Origin of the sequence: Flavobacterium tiangeerense, assembly GCF_007830355.1 — a bacterium.
Taxonomy (GTDB): Bacteria; Bacteroidota; Bacteroidia; order Flavobacteriales; family Flavobacteriaceae; genus Flavobacterium; species Flavobacterium tiangeerense.
Genome location: NZ_VLKO01000005.1, coordinates 281,044 through 303,008, shown reverse-complemented (window position 1 = coordinate 303,008; position 21,965 = coordinate 281,044). Strand labels below are relative to the sequence as shown.

Below are 21,965 nucleotides of genomic sequence, written 5' to 3'. Positions count from 1 at the left end.
GTTTTTTTATGGCATCCAAAAACAAAAATCCCTTTAACTTCATTATGTCAAAGGGATATAAATTTTAAAAAAACTGATTTTACTTTTGATAAGGAAAATTCCTCCCCACTTTTCGCATCATTCTTTCCATCATAGCTGCTGGTGAACTCATAACATCTTCAGCCATTTGTTTATAAAATCTCCACACTAATCCTCCATCAGTTCCATTATTAATTTGCATTGTTAATCCACCTGTTGCAACTTTGCCAGTTCCAAAACCTATTAATAATGTTTTTACAATTGCTACGCCTTCACTTCCAGTTTTTTCATATGCGTAAGAACATTTAATAACAGCATCAACACCTAATGTTTTTGCTAAATCCTCAGGAGCAATTTCTGAAAAATTTTCATACTGATTTGCTTTTTTTAATAACATATTTGTTCTTTCAACATCTTGAACTTCAACTGTAAAATCCGAAGATTTTCTTAACAAATAAGTGTAAAGTCCGCTCTGCATTTGCAAACTCATACTTTTTTCTTCATCTTTTCTTGATTGATCAGAATATCCTTTTGGCAATTTTTTGTAAGCAATTGTTGCATTTACAGGTAAAATAGCAACCGTTTTGTGGTCTGCAATTAGCGTTGCCATATTAGGGGATTCATAAATTTGCTTCTCTTGTGAGAAACTCTGTGCAGCTAATAGTAAGCAAATAAAAACAAAAAGAGTTTTAAAACTAAGATTCAAAGGCATTAATGAAAGCTTCATAAATTATATTTTTTTATTTTAAAATTGGTGCGCCAATATTACAAAAAAACCTACAAGTAAATTGTAGGTTTTTATTATTTATTTAGAAAAAAAATTATGCATTCAACACCTTATCTTGATGGCTGATACTTTCTTGGTGAATGGCTTTGAATAATTTTAAAACAAACTCTTCTGAAAGTCCTTTTGTTTCTCCATCTAAAATCATTTTACCTAAAATTTCGTTCCAACGGTTATTTTGTAGGACTGCTACGTTGGCTGCTTTTTTAACCAAACCAATTTCATCAGCTACTTTCATACGTTTGCCTAAAAGCTCTAGCAAAGTAGCATCTAAAACGTCAATATTAGCTCTTAATTTTTTCATTTTCTGTGTAAAATCATCTGATACATCATCCGTTTTTCTCACTTTCAAATCAATAAAAATTTGTTTCAATGCATCTGGTGTTACTTGCTGTGCCGCATCACTCCAGGCATTATCTGGATCAATATGCGTTTCAATAATCATCCCATCGTAATTCAAATCTAATGCTTCTTGCGTAACCTCTAAGATCATTTTGCGATCACCAGTAATGTGTGAAGGATCAATAATCAATGGCAAGTCAGGGAATTTATTTTGCAGTTCAATAGCTATTTGCCATTCTGGAATATTACGGTATTTGGTTTTCTCGTAAGTCGAAAATCCTCTGTGAATTACTCCTAATTTCTCAATTCCTGCATTGTACAAACGCTCTACACCACCTAACCACAATGATAAATCTGGGTTTACAGGATTTTTTACTAAAACAATTTTCTTTGTTCCTGCTAATGCATCAGCAATTTCCTGAACCGCAAAAGGATTTACCGTTGTTCTAGCACCTATCCACAAGACATCAATGTCATATTCTAAAGCTAATTTTACGTGTGCAGCATTGGCTACCTCAGTTCCCATTAGCAAACCTGTTTCTTCTTTGGCTTTCTTCAACCATTTCAAACCTATTTCCCCCACGCCTTCAAATCCTCCTGGACGCGTTCTTGGTTTCCAGATTCCTGCTCTAAAAATACTTACATCTGAATCTTTTAACTCATGTGCAATTTTCAACACTTGCTCTTCGGTTTCAGCGCTACATGGCCCTGCTATCACTAATGGGTGGGTCAAATTAAATGCCTCCAACCAATTTCTCATTTCTTTCTTATTTTCCATCTTTTCTAAATTTTATTTTCTAAGTTTCGTTTTTTTATCTTTTTTCGTGAATACTGCAAACTGTTAACTGCTCACTTCTTAACATTCATGCCGTTCAATATTTCTTTAATCTTATTCACACTTTCCATTTCATTGTAGATCGCCTCGTAATCCTCATTCTCTAAAAGCTCCTTAAATTTAGATAAATTCAAGATATATTCATTCAAAGTTTTCACGACTTGCTTTCTATTTTGTTTAAAAATGGGTGTCCACATCGCGGGCGAACTTTTAGCAAGACGCACCGTACTTTCAAAACCAGAACCTGCCATATCAAAAATATCCTGCTCATGTTTTTCCTTGTCAATCACTGTTTTCCCTAACATAAAAGCACTGATGTGGGACAAATGCGACACATACGCAATGTGCTTATCATGTGATTTTGGATCCATATACCTAATCCGCATTCCCATTTCTTGAAACAATGCCAGCGCGCGCTCTTGCAATTTGAAAGTGGTTTTCTCTACCTCGCAAATAATGTTTGTTTTTCCTTGAAACAACCCTTTTATCGCTGCCGATGGTCCCGAAAATTCCGTTCCAGCAATAGGATGCGTGGCTATAAAATTTCTCCTTTTGGCGTGGTTGGCAATACCTTCACAAATAGGTAATTTTGTCGAACCCACCTCAAAAACAATCGTTTGGTCTCCTATCGCCTCCAAAACTTGAGGAACAACAGTGAGCGCTACATCTACAGGAACCGAAACAATAACAAAATCAGCATGCATTAAGTCTGTAAATGTTGCCATTTCATCAATAACACCCAATTCAATTGCCTGATCCAAATGCTTTTCATTGGTGTCAATCCCATAAATCGTGGCGTGCGGATACAAATCTTTAATATCCAATACCATCGAACCACCTATCAAGCCTATGCCTACTACAAATACTTTCATTTTTTTATTTTTATCCGAAGCTAATCCTGCTATCCGTTGCAATCTTTCCTGCCGAACGCCGGCAGCAAAGGATTTCCACTACTATCAGGGCTAAGAAACCTCGTTATACAGAAATTTATTTTTTCATTAAACCAATTCATTTTATCATGAATAATAACTTATCACAATACATCTCTCTGCTATTTCATTCCCCCTTTTGAGGTCAGGGGGCTTAAAATCGGCTGATAGCTTCCCTAATTTTTTCTTCTGCAACACACAAAGCAAACCGAATGTATCCTTCGCCATTACTCCCAAAAATAGTTCCTGGTGTAATAAAAATTGATTTCTCATGCAAGATTTTATCAATAAACGCCTCTGCTGATGTAACTCCATCAGGTAATTTTGCCCAAACAAACAAACCAACACCTTCTTTATACACTTTACAACCTAGTTTTTCAGCGAGCTCCTCTGTTACAATTCGTCTTTTTTTATAGATTTCATTCATAGCATCAAACCATGCTTTATCACTTTTTAAAGCTTCAACAGCTCCTTTTTGAATTCCGTAAAACATGCCGCTATCCATATTGCTTTTTACTTTCAAAACCGCATCAATAGCGCTGGCGTTTCCTAACACCATTCCTACTCTCCAACCCGCCATGTTAAAGGTTTTACTCAAAGAATTCAATTCTAAAGCCACTTCCTTTGCTCCTTTTACCTGCAATAAACTCATCGGACTGTCATTCAAAACAAAACTATATGGATTGTCGTTCACCAATAAAATTTCATGTTTTGCAGCAAAAGCCACTAATTTTTCAAACAATTCTAAGCTCCCTCGAGCTCCTGTTGGCATGTGTGGATACCCAATCCACATGATTTTCACTTTGGATAAATCCAGTTGCTCCAAAGCTTCGAAATCCGGCTCCCACTGGTTTCCTTCTTTTAAATCATAATACACTGGCAACGCTCCTACTAAATTGGTCACTGATGTGTACGTAGGATAGCCCGGATTCGGAATCAAAACGTGATCGCCTTCATTCAAAAAAGCCAACGAAATGTGCATAATTCCTTCCTTAGAACCCATCAAAGGCAAAATTTCTGTCACCGGGTTGAGTGTTACACCATAATTTTTGGAATAAAAATCAGCCATACCTTCGCGCAACTCCGGCAATCCCTGATAACTTTGGTATTGATGCGCGTTTTCATCTTGCATCGCAGCTACAATTGCAGCTACAATTGCAGGCGCCGGTTGTAAATCTGGACTCCCAATTCCCATATTAATGATGGGTTTGCCTTCGGCTGCCAGTTGCCTTACTTCTCTCAATTTGGAGGAGAAATAGTATTCTTCAATGATATGGAGACGCTTTGCTGTGGTAATCATGTGTAAATTTTTATATCTGTGTAATTTGGTAACTTGAGGTTATTTATATTTTAGTATTCTTGTACTCACCCAAGACTTTAAAGTATTCGGCCATTATATTCAATAATGATTTTGCTTTAGCATAATCTTCGTATTTCTCAAAAGTGACATCCACAAAAAAGGAATATTTCCACGGTGTTTCAATTTTAGGCAAAGATTGAATCTTAGTTAAATTCAATTTACAATCGCTCATTACGTTTAAAACAGCTGCTAAACTCCCGCGTTTGTGATCCAGTTCAAATTTTATCGATGCTCTGTTGATTTCACTTTCGGGAACGAATGAATTTTCTTTTTTGATAATCACAAAGCGTGTCATGTTGTTCTTAATCGTTTGGATTTCTGGAGCAATGATTTCTAAATCATACATTTCCGAAGCTGTTTTACTTGCAATTGCCGCTATTCCTTTCAGTTGCTTTTCTTGAATTCTTCGTGCTGTTTCAGCAGTGTCTTTGTCTTCAACCAATTTGATATTGGGATATTTTTTCAAGAAATCCATACACTGCAACAATGCCATCGGATGCGAATGTACTTCGAGAATATCTTCAATTTTTTGACCTTTCAACGCCATTAAATTTTGATGAATATTCAAATAATGCTCGCCAATTATATGTAAATTATTCTTGTCAATTAGCGCGTAATTCGGAATAATTGGACCTGCAATTGAATTTTCTATAGCCATAATTGCTTGCTCTGACTTGCCCGCTAACAAGCTGTCTACCAATTCCTCAAAAGACAAACACTCGTCAAGAACATATTCATGATTGAAATATTCTTGAGCTACTTGATGATGAAACGAGCCCGTAATGCCTTGTATTCCTATAATTGTATTCATTTTACACACTTTTAAGCAAAAAAAAATCCCGATTTGCATCGGGATTGTATATCTATAGTATCAATTTAATTTTTGAATTAAATAACCATGCAACAATCCCTTTCTACTTTCCAGAAGAAATAATAAGAGTTGCTAAAATAAAATCGGTTACTCAACATGTTGTTGTATTTTTTGTATTTATCACTTTACTCTGCGAATGTATACATAATTTTTTACTGCACCCAAAAAAAAGTTAATTTTATGACACAAAAAAGGGATTCGCTAAAAAGTTGGTTATTAATTATGTAATGTTTAAAAAAAGCCTTTAAAAATACCATTCATACAACTGCAATTCTTGTGTTGTAAAGTACAAACAAGCCTCAGTTATCTTGCAACACACAATATGGAACGTGATTTATAGTAGTGCTTTTTCAGAAAGCCATTTTTTTCCTTCGGCGATTCTTGCCACCAGCATTGCCGAAATCAAATCTCCATTAGCATTTAACAAAGTTGCCATTGGATCAACCAAAGTTCCAATAATCATTGCTGCTGGTAAGGCTTGTTCCATGGGGAAACCATAAACGGTTATCGCTAGGATTTCGCCTATGTAGCCACCATTAGGAATTCCGCCCTCAACAACAGAAACCACAACTGTAATTCCTAAAGCGGTAAGAATCGTAATTGGATCCGTAAAATCCTTACCAAACATCGCAAAAATAACGGCAATCTTAATAATGGAGGACATACTCGAACCATCCTTATGCAGAGGTGCACCCAAGGGAATAACGACATTCCTAATGTGAGCAGGAATATTCATTTTTTCGGCACCCTCAAGATTTGCGGGAATGGTTGCAATACTGCTACACGTACCAATAGCTGTTAACGAAGGCGTTATATTATTTTTCCAAAACACTTTAAACCCTAATTTGCCGCCCGCCATGTAGGCATATAAACTAAAGAATACAATGAAGTAAAAAGCACAAACAGCATAGTAAAGCCCTAGCGGCTTGGCATAAGCACCAAACAGTTGCGGACCAAAAATACCCACCTGGTAAGCAAAATAGGCACCTAAACCTACGGGTGCTGTTTGCATAATAATGTGTAGCAATTGTTTCATTACTTCGTTACCAGATCGTAAAAACCTATTGAAATCATTGCCTTTTTCGCCAGATTGCAAGCTGGCAAAACCTACTAAAAAGGAAAAAAGAATGAGCGCCAACATGTTTTTTCGCGACAACAATTCATAAAAATCACCCGCGGTGAGCAATTGCGTAATCTGAGAGCCAGTGCTATTTTCGGCTACAATTTCTAGCGGAATTTTAGAAATAATAATATCTTGATGGATTGGAAAAATCAAAACTCCTACCACCATAAGGATTGCAGATACCAAGACCGTAAACAAAAAGACTCCAATTACGATTAAGAATAACTTTCCTAGTTTTTCGGTTTTTTCTAAACTAGCAATTGATGCCGATATGGTAAAAAACACTAACGGAATTATTGCAGTGAATAATAGATTTAGAAAAATATCACCTAGCGGCTTAATGACCTCCACTCCTTTTCCAAAAACCAAACCTAAAATACTCCCCACAAAAATCCCACCGAGCAGCAAAATATTACTGTTGTAATTTTTTAAGAAACTGCCCGATTGATTATTTCCCATATTGATTTAGTTTAATTGTAAATATATAAATCTAAATGAGATTATTCTAAAAATAAAAAGCTTCCATGAAGTCATGAATGCTTTTTTTTTAATTTTATAGAGAATAGGGATTAAAAATTTTTTGAAATTCCAATATTAAATGACTGCCCAAAATTGAAATAAAAATTACTATTCTTTCCATTATTTTGATCACTCTTTGTATTTGAATATGTCAAACCACCAATACCAAAATTTAATCCAAAATTATTTTTAATATTTAGAAATAAACCAGGTGCAAAACTTGCATAAACACCATCAAACGTGGTTGTATAAGACTCTGGATCAGAAAAAGAATTAGTACCAGTTTCTTTAAGAGTCTTATAACCCGCACCTAGGTCAGCATATAGCAAAAATGTTTGGCTTAGTGATTTTGAATACCGAACAAAAGCTCCGGCTGAGAAGTTTTTAGTTATTCTTTCTTGATTATTCAATGCATTTTCTAGGTAAGTGTATTCATTTTTAGAAGATGAAAATCCAGCTTCCGCCCCTACTGTCCAATTATCCTTTAACTGATACCCTAATTTTGGAGAAAAATTAAAGTTTTCACCCTTAGATTCACTCCCTTGATTAGAATTTTTATCAGACCAAAAACTCAAATTTCCAGACACCAAGACCGTTCCTTTTTGTGCATTAGCAAAGCTTATCATAGCCATTGCAAGAATTAATAATGTTTTTTTCATAGTATATTTTATAGTTAAAAATTAATAATTGTTAACAAGAACTGTACCATTACTTAATATTTTTCATACATTTCAAATTTATTTTTTATAAACTAATTCTTCGGATCCTTTGTACTTAAAATATAAATTTTGCCGATTAATGAAGAACTATATATTTTCTATTTACTTTTGTAACAAATAAAGTTTTATGTCAATAGAGGTAAAAAACATATCCAAAAGCTACGGTGCTCAAAAAGCATTAGATAACATTTCATTTTCAATTAACAAAGGAGAAATTGTTGGTTTTTTAGGCCCAAATGGAGCTGGAAAATCAACTTTGATGAAAATTTTAACTACCTACATTACCGCTGATGAAGGAACTGCCACGGTAAACGGGCAGGATGTAAACACCAATCCAAAAGCCGTACAACTTTCTATTGGGTACTTGCCAGAGCACAATCCGTTGTATTTGGATTTGTATGTTCGTGAATATTTAGCCTTTAACGCTGATGTATACAAAGTTGCCAAATCTCGAATCGAAGAGGTAATTCAATTGACTGGTTTAAGTACCGAAAGCCACAAAAAAATAGGCCAACTTTCTAAAGGGTACCGCCAGCGTGTCGGATTGGCCAATGCTCTACTGCACAATCCTGATGTATTGATTCTTGACGAACCTACAACTGGTTTAGATCCGAACCAGCTGATGGAAATTCGCAATGTGATTAAAAACGTAGGGAAAGACAAGACTGTTTTTCTTTCTACGCACATTATGCAAGAGGTTGAGGCTATTTGTGATCGTGTTATCATCATCAACAATGGAAAAATTGTTACCGATAAAAAGCTGGATAATTTAATTTCTGAAGATAAGGAACAAGTAATTGAAGTGGAATTTGATTTTCAAGTCGAGGAACAAGTAATTTCTAAAATTGAAAATCTTGTTTCGTATGTAAACGTTCACGATATGATGTGGGAACTGACTTTTAAATCAGATAAAGACATGCGTTCTGTAGTCTTTGATTTTGCTCAAAACAATGGTTTGAAAACCTTACAACTCAATCAAAAGAATAAAAACTTAGAAGCGGTCTTTAGGGAGATCACTAAATAGTTGGCAGTGTTCAGTTATGTTTTCGATTAAAAAACAAACTCTCTTAAAATTCAAACAATAAAAAAGCTTCTAGTTCGACTTTGCGAACTAGAAGCTTTTTAAATATAAAGAATAAATTGCTAAAAAAGTTGACTCGCAATTTGACGGATATTTTCTGATTTACCCATCGAATAATAATGCAAAACAGGAACTCCAGCAGCCTTTAGTTCGCGGGATTGCTGAATAGCCCATTCGATACCCACTTGTTTCACATCTGCATTTGTTTTGCATTTGTCTACTGCATCAATTAAATCTTCGGGCAAATCAATTCTGAAAATTTGCGGTAAAATTTGCAAATGTCTTTGCACCGCCAATGGCTTGATGCCAGGAATAATAGGTACTGTAATTCCCATTTCTCTGGCTTTAGCAACAAATTCAAAATATTTAGCATTGTCAAAAAACATTTGTGTCACCACATAATCAGCACCTGCTTCCACTTTTTCTTTTAGCCTTTTCAAGTCGGAAAGTAACGATGGAGATTCCAAATGTTTTTCAGGATATCCAGCCACACCAATACAAAAATCAGCCTTATTATCAACATGCATAACTTCATGCAAGTACTTGCCTTCGTTCAATAATTTGATTTGCTGCACTAGATCAATAGCAAAGCGATTTCCACCCGCTTTCGGAACAAAGGATTGTTCGTCCTTCATCGCATCACCACGCAACGCCATCACATTATTGATTCCCAGATAATGACAATCTACCAATAAATACTCTGTTTCTTCTTTGGTAAAACCGCCACACAATACATGAGGCACCGTATCTACGTTGTATTTATGGGTTATCGAAGCGCATATTCCGAGAGTTCCTGGTCGCATTCTAGTTAGCTTTTTATCCAATAAACCATTGCCTTTATCAACATAAATAAACTCCTCGCGTGAGGTAGTCACATCAATAAATGGCGGTTTGAACTCCATCAAAGGATCAATGTTGTCATACAATTCTTGAATACTCTTCCCTTTTTGAGGCGGAATAATTTCAAATGAAAACAAAGTTTCTCCTTTTGCTTTTTCTATATGTTGTGTTACTTTCATTTTAAGTCTTAAAGTTTGAAAGTCAAAAGTCGAAAGCCACGTCTATTTTAGACTTTATGACTTTTGACTTTATGACTAAATTAGTCTGCTATATTCGGGTTCAACCATTTCATGGCTACATCAGTGGAAACATTTCTTCTTTTGGCGTAGTCAATTACTTGATCTTCTTTGATTTTTCCGAGTCCAAAATACTTGCTTTCTGGATTCCCAAAGTAATAACCCGATACTGATGAAGCCGGCCACATAGCCATACTTTCGGTTAAGGTTACACCAATTTCTTCCGCAACATTTAATAATTTCCAAATTGTTGGTTTCTCTAAATGATCCGGACAAGCTGGATATCCTGGCGCTGGTCGAATTCCTTTATAAACCTCATCAATCATATCTTCGGTAGATAAATCTTCGTCTGCGGCATAACCCCAAAATTCTTTACGTACTTTCTCGTGTAAATATTCAGCAAAAGCTTCTGCAAAACGATCAGCCAATGCTTTCACCATAATCGAATTATAATCATCTAAATCCTTTTCGAATTCAGCCGCCCATTCGTCCACACCAAAACCAGTAGTCACACAAAAAGCTCCCATATAATCGACTTTCCCACTTTCTTTTGGCGCAATAAAATCAGACAATGCAATATTTGGAGCACCTTTAGTTTTTTGTGATTGCTGACGCAAAGTCAAAAAGAGCCCCCTAACCCCCAAAGGGGGAACTATCTCCTTTGTAGACAACTCCTTGCTGATTTTTTCAATTGTTTCATGTAAATTATTCAACACCTCTTTATTAGTATATCTAACCACTTTAAAACCCTTAGATTCTAGCCAAATAGTTCTCTCTTTATCAAGTTCAATTTGTTCGGGATGATTATGAATAGATCCATCTACTTCAATAACTAGCTTTTTTTCCAAACACACAAAATCAACTATATATTCCCCTATTACATGTTGCCTTCTAAATTTACATCCTTCTACTCCTCTATTAGATAAAACATTCCATAGCATTTTCTCAGCTTCTGTTGGTTTGTTTCTCATCTCTTTAGCACGTTCTTTTAAAACATCATACATAATAGGACTTGCTGTTTCCCAAGTTTGTTTTGCTGTTTCGAGAGTAGCTCCCCCTTCGGGGGCGGGGGGGGCTTCGTATAGTTCAATATCATCATCATTGATTTGATTTGCCGGAAAAATGCCGTAAATGCCTTTGGCAGTTAATTTCTTCTCTTTCAAAATAACTTTCAGCATCGCTTGTGCATCTGCAAAAACCGAAGTCGCTTGTTCACCCACTACCTCATCAGTTAAAATCGCTGGATATTTCCCAAACAATTCCCATGTTCTAAAAAACGGCGTCCAATCGATATAAGGCACCAAAGTTTCTAACTCAACTTCTACGATTTGCTTGCCAATTACTTTAGGTTTCACGGGCGTGAAATTATCCCAATCCAATTGTAATTTATTTTTACGGGCTTGCTCAATGGTCAAGAAATTCTTGTCGCGGGAACGATTCAAAAACGTTTCTCTAAACGCATCGTATTCTGCACGAATATCACTAGCATATATTTTTCGATTGTGATCCAATAAATTACCCGCAACCGTTACCGCTCTCGAGGCATCGTTCACGTGAATTACCGTTTGGCTGTATTGAGGCGCAATTTTCACGGCCGTATGCGCACGCGAAGTTGTAGCACCACCAATCATGACTGGAATTTTCAGTCCTCTTTTATCTAATTCCTTAGCGAGATACACCATTTCGTCCAAAGACGGCGTGATCAATCCGCTCAATCCAATAATATCTACTTCATGTTCAATAGCTGCTGCAATGATTTTTTCTGGAGGCACCATTACACCTAAATCGACAATCTCATAATTATTACAAGCCAATACCACCGAAACAATATTTTTTCCAATATCATGAACATCACCTTTTACGGTAGCCATCAGGATTTTTCCGTTCCCTGATTTGTCGCCAACTTGCTTTGCCGCTTCAATAAACGGCAAAAGATAAGCTACTGCTTTTTTCATTACACGTGCCGACTTTACCACTTGTGGCAAAAACATTTTACCCGAACCAAACAAATCACCCACGACATTCATTCCCGTCATCAAGTTGATTTCGATCACCTCAATGGGTTTTGTAGCAGCTTGTCGGGCTTCTTCAACATCTTCTTCTATAAACGCATCCACTCCTTTTACTAATGAGTGCGTGATTCTTTCTTGAACCGTTCCAGAACGCCATTCTAATACCGCCTTTTCATTTGTTTTAGATCCGTCGCCTTTTACATTCTCGGCAAAATCAAGCAAACGTTCTGTCGCATCATCGCGTCTGTCTAAGATTACATCTTCAACATGTTCCAATAAATCTTTCGGAATCTCATCATATATCGACAACATTTCTGGGTTTACAATCCCCATTGTCATTCCGTTTTGAATGGCGTGGTACAAGAAAACCGAGTGCATCGCCTCACGAACCGTATCGTTTCCTCTAAACGAAAACGAAACGTTACTCACCCCACCGCTAATGTGTGCATGCGGTAAATTTTCGCGAACCCACTTAGTACCTCTAAAGAAATCCAATGCATTCAAGCGGTGCTCTTCCATACCTGTTGCTACTGGGAAAATATTCAAATCGAAGATGATGTCTTGTGGCGGAAATCCAATTCCCACCAAAATATCATACGAACGCTGACAAATTTCAACACGCCTTTCGTAATTATCAGCCTGACCCACTTCGTCAAAAGCCATCACAATTACCGCCGCTCCGTAACGCTTTATCAGTTTAGCATGGTGAATAAAAGCTTCTTCGCCTTCTTTCAACGAAATCGAATTTACAACACATTTCCCTTGTACGACTTTCAAACCCGCCTCAATGATTTCCCATTTCGAGCTGTCAATCATAATCGGCACACGCGAGATATCCGGTTCAGCCGCTATCAAATTCAGGAATTTGGTCATCGCATAAACGCCATCGAGCATTCCCTCATCCATATTGATATCGATGATTTGTGCACCGCCTTCTACTTGCTGGCGCGCAATATCAAGCGCCTCATCGTATTTTTCTTCCTTAATCAATCGAAGAAATTTTCGCGAACCCGTTACATTGGTTCGTTCCCCCACATTCACAAATACACTTTCGGGTGTTATGATTAAGGGTTCTAATCCTGATAATACTAGGTTTCTTCTTTTTTCTGCCATTTTAATTTAAGTTACTAAGATCCTAAGTAGCATAGGTTCTGAGTTGTTTTTATGATATCATTTGCTGCAAAGTTTTCAAAACCTTACCATTTTATTTCAATTCTTTTTTGGGCGTGTCCCTCCAAAAAAAGTCGGGTCGGGCTATTCGTTCTATCTTTTGCTCCGCTATCGCTTCACAAAAGGATGCCACTACTATCCCTCACGCGGGCATTGTGCTAACAACACACTTCTTTTTTTTTATTGATTCTTCCGTTTTTTATTCTTCAATTTTGTCATTCTGAGGAACGAAGACCTAAACAAGTTGCTCACATAATAAAGATTGCTTCGACAGTTCGCTATCGCTTAGGTCTTCGTTCCTCAGAATGACAAACTAACCACTAAATTGCATTTTTTTCTTTCCATTAAAAACAGCAATACCCAACCAAAAACTACATCACAGCAGTCGAAACCCTCGGTTTGTATTCCTTTGCGATATCGGCAATTAACTTGATGTGGGCTGGTGTTGTTCCGCAACAACCCCCTATGATGTTGACCAAATTATCATCGAGATATTCTTTGATAAAAGCTTGCATCTGTTCTGGTGTTTCATCGTATTCTCCAAAGGCATTAGGTAAACCTGCATTTGGATGCGCCGATACGTTGAACGATGTGTTTTGTGACAAAGTTTGCAAATATGGCTTGAGCAAATCGGCACCAAGTGCGCAATTGAATCCTACACTCAACAAAGGTATGTGCGACACCGAAACTAAGAAAGCCTCAACGGTTTGTCCCGAAAGTGTTCTTCCAGACGCATCGGTAATGGTTCCGGAAACCATAATAGGAATATCAAGATTGCGTTCGTCTTTTACTTCTTCAATGGCAAAAAGCGCTGCTTTGGCATTTAAGGTATCAAAAATAGTTTCTACCAAAAGTAAATCGCAACCACCATCCATAAGCGCTTCTACTTGTTGCTTGTACGCAATGTGCAAATCATCAAAAGTTACAGCTCTGTATCCGGGATCGTTTACATCTGGCGACATGCTTGCTGTTCTGTTCGTGGGTCCAATGGAACCCGCAACAAAACGAGGTTTATCTGGATTTTTAGCGGTAAATTCATCGGCTACTTCGCGAGCTATTTTTGCCGACTCATAGTTCAATTCATACACATATTCTTCCAGATAGTAATCTGCCATACCGATGGTGGTTCCAGAGAATGTATTGGTTTCAACAATATCAGCTCCAGCTTCAAAATATGCGGCGTGAACGTCTTTTATAGCTTGTGGCTGAGTGAGCGACAACAAATCGTTGTTTCCTTTTAGCGAATGCGGAAAATCTTTGAAACGTTCTCCTCTAAAATCTTCTTCGGAGAAATTGTAACGTTGCAACATGGTTCCCATAGCTCCATCAAGGATGAGTATGTTTTTTGTAATGGCTTCGTGAATAAGCCCCCTAGCCCCCGAAGGGGGAACTCCTAAATTGTCTTTTGAAATGCTTGACATAACTTTTTATTTCTTGTAAATCACAATTTGAAATGGTGATTTTTACTTTTGATTACTATTTCCAAAAGTTCACTATTTTTCTTTTTAGCCCTGATGGCAGCGGCATCCTTTTTATTCGCCTTTTTTCGGCGAATAAAAAGATATAGCGTACAGCAGGAACGATAATGACTGAAAAGTGCCATTTATCTGCTCTAAAAAATTCGATATGTTGTCAAGAAAAGGTTTGAGAAATACTGTAGAAGTATTCTTGTGTTATCTATCTTTGATACTGATTGTATAAAGTAGAATGTAGCACCTTCTTTAAAAAATAAAGGGTTGCTAAGGTTTCATTGGGTCTTTCCCTCCGCCTTTCGTGATAACTTTCAATAAATATAGGAACAGTGCAAAGGAACGACATAGCGCTAACAATTGCAAGTATTTTTTTTAAAGATTGTAGCTTAGTTTGTTGCAAAACTTTAAAATAAAAAAGGTTCTGAATTACTAAGATTTTAACCAACCTTAGCAACTCAGAACCTTTTTGACTTAGCAACTTTATTTACACGATTGCTTTTACAACCGCTTTTGGAGCTTCTTTACGAGTTCCGTCAAAACCATCTACGCCTGAAACGGTAGTATATTTTAAAACATAGCGCTTACCTGGATTAATGATTTGGTAGGCCGCTTGACACATTAAAGTAGCTTCGTGGAATCCGCACAAGATCAATTTTAATTTTCCTGGATAGGTATTTACGTCACCAATAGCGAAAATTCCCGGAATATTGGTTTGGTAATCTAAAGAGTTATTTACTTTGATGGCGTTCTTTTCGATTTCTAATCCCCAGTCGCCGATAGGCCCCAACTTTGGCGTAAGACCAAAAAGCGGAATAAAATAATCGGTTTCGATGGTGCGTTGTGCGCCATTTTCCTCGACTACAACTGCCTCAAGATGCTCAGCTCCTTTTAAACCTACTACTTCACCTGGAGTAATCATTTTTATTTTACCAGAAGTCTTTAACTCTTGTACTTTTTCTACAGAGTCTAAAGCACCACGAAACTCGTTGCGACGGTGAATCAAAGTCACTTCTGAAGCTACATTTGACAAAAAGATACTCCAATCTAGAGCCGAATCACCACCTCCAGCAATAACCACACGCTTGTCACGGAATTTTTCTGGATTTTTGATAAAGTATTTAATTCCTTTGTCTTCGTAGAATTCGATGTCCTCAATCAATGGTTTTCTTGGTTCAAAACTGCCTAATCCACCAGCAATAGCAATAACTGGCGCATGGAATTTCTTGCCTTTGTTTGAAGTCACAATAAATGTTCCGTCTTCTTGTTTTTCGATGGTTTCAGCACGTTCACCCAAGGTAAACCCTGGTTCGAACTGCTTGATTTGCTCCATTAAGTTATCTACTAAATCACCAGCTAATACTTCTGGAAATCCAGGAATATCATAAATAGGTTTTTTAGGATATAACTCTGATAACTGCCCACCTGCTTGTGGCAAGGCATCTAATATATGGCATTTTAATTTTAATAATCCTGCTTCAAAAACTGCAAATAAACCTGTTGGCCCCGCGCCAATAATGAGTATGTCTGTTTTAATCATTTTGATTTAATTTAGTATCCTTTATTTTGCTTCCAATTGTAATTGTAGGCTGTAATGGAAATTGTTAATTGTGTTTATATATGTTATCGTATTGAACCTAGGAGCTCAATACTTTTATTTTAAATTGAGTACAAATATCACCATTCTGTTTAGTTAAAAAAACAGAAACTGATTATTAAGAACTATTACATCTTAGCTTTTTTCTATGAACTTAAGATTCTGTCTTGTGCTTACTTTGCTTTGAGCGTCTCTGTGATTTCATTCATTTTTTGAACTTTTTCCTCAAAATTTCCTTTCAGCGTTTTTCGGTATTCATTCAAGTTTTCGACCATTTTATTGATATCGTCTGGAATTATTTCTTCAAAAAACTCTCGCAATCGTTTGGCTGTAGTGGGTGATTTCCCGTTGGTTGAAATGGCAATTTTCACATTCCCTTTGGTTACAATTCCGCCCAAATAATAATCACACAAAGGCGGTGTATCAGCAATGTTGCAAATCAAATATCTTTTTCGAGACAAATCATAAATCCTCTTGTTCACCTTCAAATCATCGGTGCAGGCAATCACCATGTGGCGTTTACGGAGCATCCAGCGATTGAATTTTTTATAAGTCAACTTCACTGTTGTATGGCTTGCCGCCAAGGTTTCTAACTCTGGTAAAAACCAAGGTGCCACTACCTCAACATTGGCATTGGGACTGGATTTCAACAGAAACGATAGTTTTTCTAAACCCACATTACCGCCACCCACAATGAGCACGTTGAGGTTGTGTAATTTTAAAAAAATAGGATATAATTCGTTTCTTTCCACAGTTATTTCAATTCTTTGGCTATGAATTCTTCGTAAAAGCCTTTTAATTTATTGCTCTCTTTAACCACCTCACCAATGACGATAATAGCAGGTGAACTTAATTGTTGTTGCGCCACCACTTGCTCAATGGTGTTGATGGTTCCAACCCCAATTTTCTCCTGAGCAGTCGTTCCGTTTTGAATAATCGCAACCGGTGTTTCACCTTTAGATTCCTTTTGGAACAAATCGATAATCTGAGAGAGTTTGCTCATTCCCATCAAAATAACCACCGTTGCTGATGATTGTGCAGCCAAAGCCACATCATTTGACAATTTCCTGTCAGAAGTTGTACCCGTAATTACCCAAAAACTCTCAGAAACACCTCTTTTGGTCAATGAAATCCCTTGATAAGCCGGAACAGCAATCGAGGATGAAATTCCAGGCACCACCGATGTCGGTATGCCAAAACTTTCTATAAAGTCAATTTCTTCACTTCCACGTCCAAAAATAAATGGATCACCTCCTTTTAAGCGAACTACATGCCCGTACGTTAAGGCATTGTCTACAATCAATTGGTTGATTTGATCTTGCGAATATTCATGACAGCCTTTGCGTTTGCCTACAAAAATCTTAATGGATTTTTTGGGAGCATATGTCAAAATCTCCTCGTTGGCCAAGGCGTCATACAATACCACATCCGCTTCTGCTAATGCTTTGGCTCCTTTGATCGTCAGTAAATCCGGATCTCCAGGACCCGCACCAACTAATGTTACGATGGGTTGTTTCTTTTTAAGCATCAGCTAAGTCTTTATTTCTATACGCTTCGATGGCATCAAAAAACACAATGGCATCTTGAATGTACTTTTTAGCAAATTCAGCAGAAGGTTCATTTTGATTGATTTGATACACAAGTTCACGCAAAGAAGATTGCAATTGAATTGTATTTGTAGCCAGAAAAACGGTATCAAACAAGTCGATAATTCCCGCTTGGTGATTTGTTTTTTGGTTTTCAGCCAGTAATAAAGCTTTGGCTCCGTTGACAAATCCGGCGTACGCCAAATAAATAGCATCCGACCATTTTGCATCTTCATAAGCTTCTTGAGCAAAAGTCAATTTTTCTTTCGCTTCAAATAATAAGGTTGCAACCAAGTCAATTACAACTCCTGCACATTCTCCTACACCAACTGCTTTTACATAATTATCTGCATTTCCCCAGTCAATAAAATCAGCTTCGGTAAGATTGGTTACATCGGCTAATGGTTTCAAAAATTCGTAGAAATATTTTTCGCCTTGAGCGTCATAATAATTCAAGAACGATTGTCCGTTGGCATTGGCTTCAAAATCATTTAAAATCAATCGCAAAGCATCTGGTCCTCTTCGGCTTGGGATTTTAATTACTTTATCAGAGAATCTTCCAGATCCATTTCCTAAATTTCCTCCTCCTAATAAAACTTGCAAGGCTGGGGCTACTAATTTACCCGCATTGATTGACATTCCTTGAAAGCCAATTTCGGCCATATTGTGTTGCCCGCAAGCGTTCATACAACCACTAATTTTAATGGTAATTTCACGGTTGTTGCTGTACTGCGGATATTCAGCAGTTAAAACGCGTTCTAACTCTACCGCGATTCCGGTACTGCTCGCAATTCCCAAGTTACACGTATCGGTACCTGGACAAGCTGTAATATCAGCAATCGTGTTGTAGCCTGTGGTTACAAAATCTAATTTGGCTAATTCTTGGTAAAAGAAAGGAAGGTTTTCCTCTTTTACGTGACGAATTAAAATATCTTGACGCAACGTAAAACGCAATTCGTTGGCTGCATAATTTTTGATCAAATACGCTAATGCTCTCGCTTTATCGGTATAAAAATCACCTAATTGTACTTTGATTCCGATGGCCACATAACCCGCTTGTTTTTGCGGAATTACATTTGATTTTTTCCACGCTTCAAAAGCTGCTGTATCTTCAATTTCGACTTTTGGAACTTCTAATAATGGCGCTGCAATAGCTCCCTCAAAAGCAGTGGTGTCAATTTCGACTGTATGCAGTGACAAGGCTTTTTTCTCTTCGTCTACCAATCGTAAAAATTCGTCTTTCCCTATTTCTTTCAACAAAAATTTCAATCGTGCTTTTAAACGTTTGGCTCTTTCGCCGTAGCGGTCAAAAATTCTTAAAATTCCTTCGGTAGTTGGAATGATTTGATTGGCCGGAATAAACTCTGTCAGCAATTCAGCATGACTCGGTTGCGAACCTAAACCTCCGCCTAACATTACTTTGAAACCTTTTACACCGTCTACAATTTTTGGAATAAAACCCAAATCGTGTAAATAACTCAAACCGGTATCTTTATCTGATGACGAGAATGACATTTTGAATTTACGTCCCATTTCTTGACAAACCGGATTTCTCAAGAAAAATTGAAACATCGCATGCGCATACGGAGACACATCAAAAGGTTCCTCTGGATCAATTCCTGCTGTTTCACTAGCGGTAATATTTCGAACCGTATTTCCACAAGCTTCTCTCAGGGTAACATCGTCTTTTTCTAACTCAGCCCAAAGTTGTGGAGTTCGATCTAAACTCACGTAATGAATTTGGATATCCTGACGCGTTGTAATGTGCAAACGTCCTGTTGAATACTCATCAGAAACTTTTGTGATGCGCACGAGTTGCTCGCTAGTCACTTTCCCAAAAGGCAATTTGATACGAATCATTTGCACGCCTTCCTGGCGCTGCCCGTAAACACCTCGTGCCAAACGGAGACTACGAAAACGCTCGTCATCAATTTTTCCGTCACGGAATAAAGCAATTTTTCTTTCTAAATCGATTATGTCTTTTTGAACAATCGGATCTTCAATTTCGGTTCTAAAACTTTCCATTTGTTATAAGCTATTAGCTATTAGCTTTGGGCTGTTAGCTGTTTATGAAATTCATTTTACATTTTTGCTGAAGGCTTAAAGCCAATAGCTAAAGGTTATTTTATAAATCCTACTCCTGCTGTTGTGTTGGTTGTTGCATCAATTAAGATGAAGGCGCCGTTTGATTTATTATCGTTATACGCATCAAAATAAATGGCTTTGCTTAACTTAATATTTACTTCTCCAATTTCATTGATGGCTAGTTGAGAGGCTTCTGTTGTTCCTGAGAAGTCAGTTGCAATCACATTTTTCACACTATCAATCTTAGCCAAAACTCTGTTGGTATTGTGTTGTACAAAATATTTAGCACCAGGAACTAGCTTTTTACTGTCCATCCAGCATACGGTGGTGTTGATGTCTTTCTCTACTTTTGGCAATTCAGATGATTTTACAATCATGTCACCTCTAGTCACATTGATATCATTTTCTAATTCGATGGTAATCGAAGAGCCCACAGCTGCTTCCTCAAATTGCTTGTCAAAAAAGTGAATATTTGTCACCACTGATTCTGTTAAAGAAGGCAGCACCGTTACCGCATCACCCACTTTGATATTATTCCCATACAATTTTCCGGCATAACCTCTAAAATCGTGGTATTCTTCTGTTTTTGGTCGGATTACGGTTTGAACAGGGAAACGCGCTTTTCCTTTTTCATAAACATCGGCTGGCTCTAACGCTTCCAGATGCTCCAAAATGGTTTGTCCTTTGTACCAAGGCATTCCTCCTAATGATTCTACTACATTATCACCTGTCAAAGCACTTAACGGAATGTAACTAACGTTTTGTTCTTTGAAAGTACTTTTAGCATTTAAGGCTTCAAAATCCGCTTTGATTTTATTAAAAACTTCTTCCGAATAATCCACCAAATCCATTTTGTTGATCGCCACAATAACTTCTTTTACTCTCAATAAATTATTGATGAAAAAGTGGCGGTAAGTTTGCTCAATTACGCCTTTACGAGCATCAATTAAAATAATCGATACTTGCGAAGTAGAAGCTCCTGTAACCATGTTTCGCGTATACTCAACGTGACCAGGAGTATCAGCAATAATGTAACTTTTTTTGGCAGTAGAAAAATATATATGCGCCACATCAATGGTAATTCCTTGTTCTCTTTCGGCCACTAAACCGTCTGTAGCCAAAGAAAAATCCAAATAATCATATCCTTTTTGCTTGCTGCTTTTTTCTATTGCTTCTAATTTATCTGTTGTCAACGATTGCGTATCATACAATAATCTCCCAATTAAGGTACTCTTACCGTCATCTACACTTCCTGCTGTTGCTATTTTTAAAACTTCCATCTGAATTTTGTTTAAAGTTTAAAAGTTTAAGGTTTCAAGTTTCCTCAAATTATCCTATCCACACTTTTAAATTTGATTTTTATATTTTAAATATTGAATTATAAATTCTAGGAACTTTTGAAAAATTCATAATTCATAATTTATAATTCTTTTCTAAAAGTATCCCTGTTGTTTTCTTTTTTCCATCGCTGCTTCTGAACGTTTGTCGTCAATTCTAGCGCCTCTTTCTGAAATTGTTGAAGATCTAATTTCGCCCACTACTTCAGAAATTGTTGCTGCGTAAGAATCAACTGCTGCCGTACAACTCATGTCTCCTACCGTTCTAAAACGAACAATGCGTTCCACGATTTCTTCGTTTTCTTCTTGGTACACAAATGGAGAATGCGACCAAATCATTCCATCTCGTAAAAATACTTTACGCTTGTGCGAAAAATAAATCGACGGAATTTCAATTTGCTCTTGTTCGATATAACTCCACACGTCTAGCTCGGTCCAATTCGAAATTGGAAAAACGCGTACGTTTTGACCGTTCTCTATTTTTCCGTTCAACAAATCGAATAATTCAGGACGCTGATTTTTTTCGTCCCATTGACCAAAATCATCACGCACCGAAAAGATTCGCTCTTTGGCTCTGGCTTTTTCCTCGTCTCGACGTGCTCCACCAATACACGCATCAAATTTAAATTCTTCGATAGCATCTAAAAGTGTTGTGGTTTGCAAGCTGTTTCTACTTGAATATTTTCCGGTTTCTTCAACCACTTTTCCTTGATCAATCGCATCTTGTACATTGCGCACAATTAATTCTAATCCTAGTTCAGCAACCAATTTGTCCCTGAACTCAATGGTTTCCGGAAAATTATGCCCAGTGTCTACGTGCAACAACGGGAACGGAATTTTAGCAGGAAAAAAAGCTTTTTGCGCCAAACGAACTAACGTAATCGAATCTTTTCCACCCGAAAAAAGTAAAACTGGTTTGTCAAACTGAGAAATTACCTCTCTGAAAATATATATCGCTTCGCTTTCTAAGGCGTTTGTTTTTAATTGTGCACTCATATCTATCGGCCCCCTAACCCCCGAAGGGGGAACTGTTGGGGTATTTATTTTGTTAT

At 37.1% G+C, this 21,965-nt stretch carries 17 protein-coding genes and 1 riboswitch; of the genes, 1 reads left to right on the top strand and 16 read right to left on the bottom strand.

All coding sequences use genetic code 11. The features are described 5' to 3' along the window. Nucleotides 1-79: 79 nt before the first annotated feature. The 7 genes from IQ05_RS07560 to IQ05_RS07530 form a co-directional block, all read right to left on the bottom strand. On the bottom strand, nucleotides 80-745 hold the full coding sequence (locus IQ05_RS07560) for a hypothetical protein (protein ID WP_144891616.1): 666 nt from the start codon (nucleotides 743-745) through the stop codon (nucleotides 80-82). A gap of 94 nt (nucleotides 746-839) precedes the next feature. Continuing rightward, the gene (locus IQ05_RS07555; protein WP_144891614.1) at nucleotides 840-1,922 is read right to left on the bottom strand and encodes a bifunctional 3-deoxy-7-phosphoheptulonate synthase/chorismate mutase type II; all 1,083 of its coding nucleotides are present in this window, start codon (nucleotides 1,920-1,922) and stop codon (nucleotides 840-842) included. 71 nt (nucleotides 1,923-1,993) lie between these two features. After that, nucleotides 1,994-2,851, bottom strand: a complete 858-nt coding sequence (locus IQ05_RS07550; RefSeq protein WP_144891612.1) for a prephenate dehydrogenase — start codon at nucleotides 2,849-2,851, stop codon at nucleotides 1,994-1,996. A 211-nt stretch (nucleotides 2,852-3,062) separates the two neighbouring features. Continuing rightward, nucleotides 3,063-4,208 (bottom strand): aminotransferase class I/II-fold pyridoxal phosphate-dependent enzyme, encoded by a 1,146-nt coding sequence (locus IQ05_RS07545; RefSeq protein WP_144891610.1) that lies wholly within the window; start codon nucleotides 4,206-4,208, stop codon nucleotides 3,063-3,065. Between the two features lie 43 nt (nucleotides 4,209-4,251). Further along, the gene (locus tag IQ05_RS07540; protein WP_144891608.1) at nucleotides 4,252-5,079 is read right to left on the bottom strand and encodes a prephenate dehydratase; all 828 of its coding nucleotides are present in this window, start codon (nucleotides 5,077-5,079) and stop codon (nucleotides 4,252-4,254) included. A gap of 394 nt (nucleotides 5,080-5,473) precedes the next feature. Next, nucleotides 5,474-6,721: a dicarboxylate/amino acid:cation symporter gene (locus IQ05_RS07535; protein ID WP_144891606.1), complete on the bottom strand. Its 1,248-nt coding sequence runs from the start codon at nucleotides 6,719-6,721 to the stop codon at nucleotides 5,474-5,476. Nucleotides 6,722-6,831: 110 nt separating this feature from the next. Beyond that, entirely contained in the window at nucleotides 6,832-7,440 is a 609-nt protein-coding gene (locus IQ05_RS07530) for an outer membrane beta-barrel protein (protein ID WP_144891604.1), read from the bottom strand. A gap of 187 nt (nucleotides 7,441-7,627) precedes the next feature. Between IQ05_RS07530 and gldA the strand changes: the two genes are divergently transcribed. Continuing rightward, nucleotides 7,628-8,524 (top strand): gliding motility-associated ABC transporter ATP-binding subunit GldA, encoded by an 897-nt coding sequence (gldA, locus tag IQ05_RS07525; RefSeq protein ID WP_144891602.1) that lies wholly within the window; start codon nucleotides 7,628-7,630, stop codon nucleotides 8,522-8,524. A gap of 119 nt (nucleotides 8,525-8,643) precedes the next feature. Here the strand turns inward: gldA and metF are convergent, their stop codons facing one another. The 9 genes from metF to cysD form a co-directional block, all read right to left on the bottom strand. After that, nucleotides 8,644-9,600 (bottom strand): methylenetetrahydrofolate reductase [NAD(P)H], encoded by a 957-nt coding sequence (metF, locus tag IQ05_RS07520; protein ID WP_144891600.1) that lies wholly within the window; start codon nucleotides 9,598-9,600, stop codon nucleotides 8,644-8,646. A gap of 80 nt (nucleotides 9,601-9,680) precedes the next feature. Next, the gene (locus tag IQ05_RS07515; protein WP_144891598.1) at nucleotides 9,681-12,782 is read right to left on the bottom strand and encodes a vitamin B12 dependent-methionine synthase activation domain-containing protein; all 3,102 of its coding nucleotides are present in this window, start codon (nucleotides 12,780-12,782) and stop codon (nucleotides 9,681-9,683) included. A 428-nt stretch (nucleotides 12,783-13,210) separates the two neighbouring features. Continuing rightward, entirely contained in the window at nucleotides 13,211-14,260 is a 1,050-nt protein-coding gene (locus IQ05_RS07510) for a homocysteine S-methyltransferase family protein (RefSeq protein ID WP_144891596.1), read from the bottom strand. Between the two features lie 249 nt (nucleotides 14,261-14,509). Beyond that, a riboswitch (SAM riboswitch) is annotated at nucleotides 14,510-14,622 on the bottom strand. A gap of 173 nt (nucleotides 14,623-14,795) precedes the next feature. Further along, nucleotides 14,796-15,848: an NAD(P)/FAD-dependent oxidoreductase gene (locus tag IQ05_RS07505; RefSeq protein ID WP_144891594.1), complete on the bottom strand. Its 1,053-nt coding sequence runs from the start codon at nucleotides 15,846-15,848 to the stop codon at nucleotides 14,796-14,798. Nucleotides 15,849-16,078: 230 nt separating this feature from the next. Next, entirely contained in the window at nucleotides 16,079-16,657 is a 579-nt protein-coding gene (locus tag IQ05_RS07500) for a precorrin-2 dehydrogenase/sirohydrochlorin ferrochelatase family protein (RefSeq protein ID WP_144891592.1), read from the bottom strand. 2 nt (nucleotides 16,658-16,659) lie between these two features. Further along, complete coding sequence (gene cobA / locus IQ05_RS07495) at nucleotides 16,660-17,433, bottom strand: uroporphyrinogen-III C-methyltransferase (RefSeq protein WP_144891590.1); 774 nt, start codon at nucleotides 17,431-17,433, stop codon at nucleotides 16,660-16,662. Further along, complete coding sequence (locus IQ05_RS07490; protein ID WP_144891588.1) at nucleotides 17,426-19,516, bottom strand: HEPN domain-containing protein; 2,091 nt, start codon at nucleotides 19,514-19,516, stop codon at nucleotides 17,426-17,428. Before IQ05_RS07490 ends, cobA begins: the two co-directional genes overlap by 8 nt. A gap of 95 nt (nucleotides 19,517-19,611) precedes the next feature. Next, nucleotides 19,612-20,856, bottom strand: a complete 1,245-nt coding sequence (locus IQ05_RS07485) for a sulfate adenylyltransferase subunit 1 (RefSeq protein ID WP_144891586.1) — start codon at nucleotides 20,854-20,856, stop codon at nucleotides 19,612-19,614. A 153-nt stretch (nucleotides 20,857-21,009) separates the two neighbouring features. Further along, nucleotides 21,010-21,909 (bottom strand): sulfate adenylyltransferase subunit CysD, encoded by a 900-nt coding sequence (gene cysD, locus IQ05_RS07480; protein WP_144891585.1) that lies wholly within the window; start codon nucleotides 21,907-21,909, stop codon nucleotides 21,010-21,012. Between the last annotated feature and the right edge of the window lie 56 nt (nucleotides 21,910-21,965).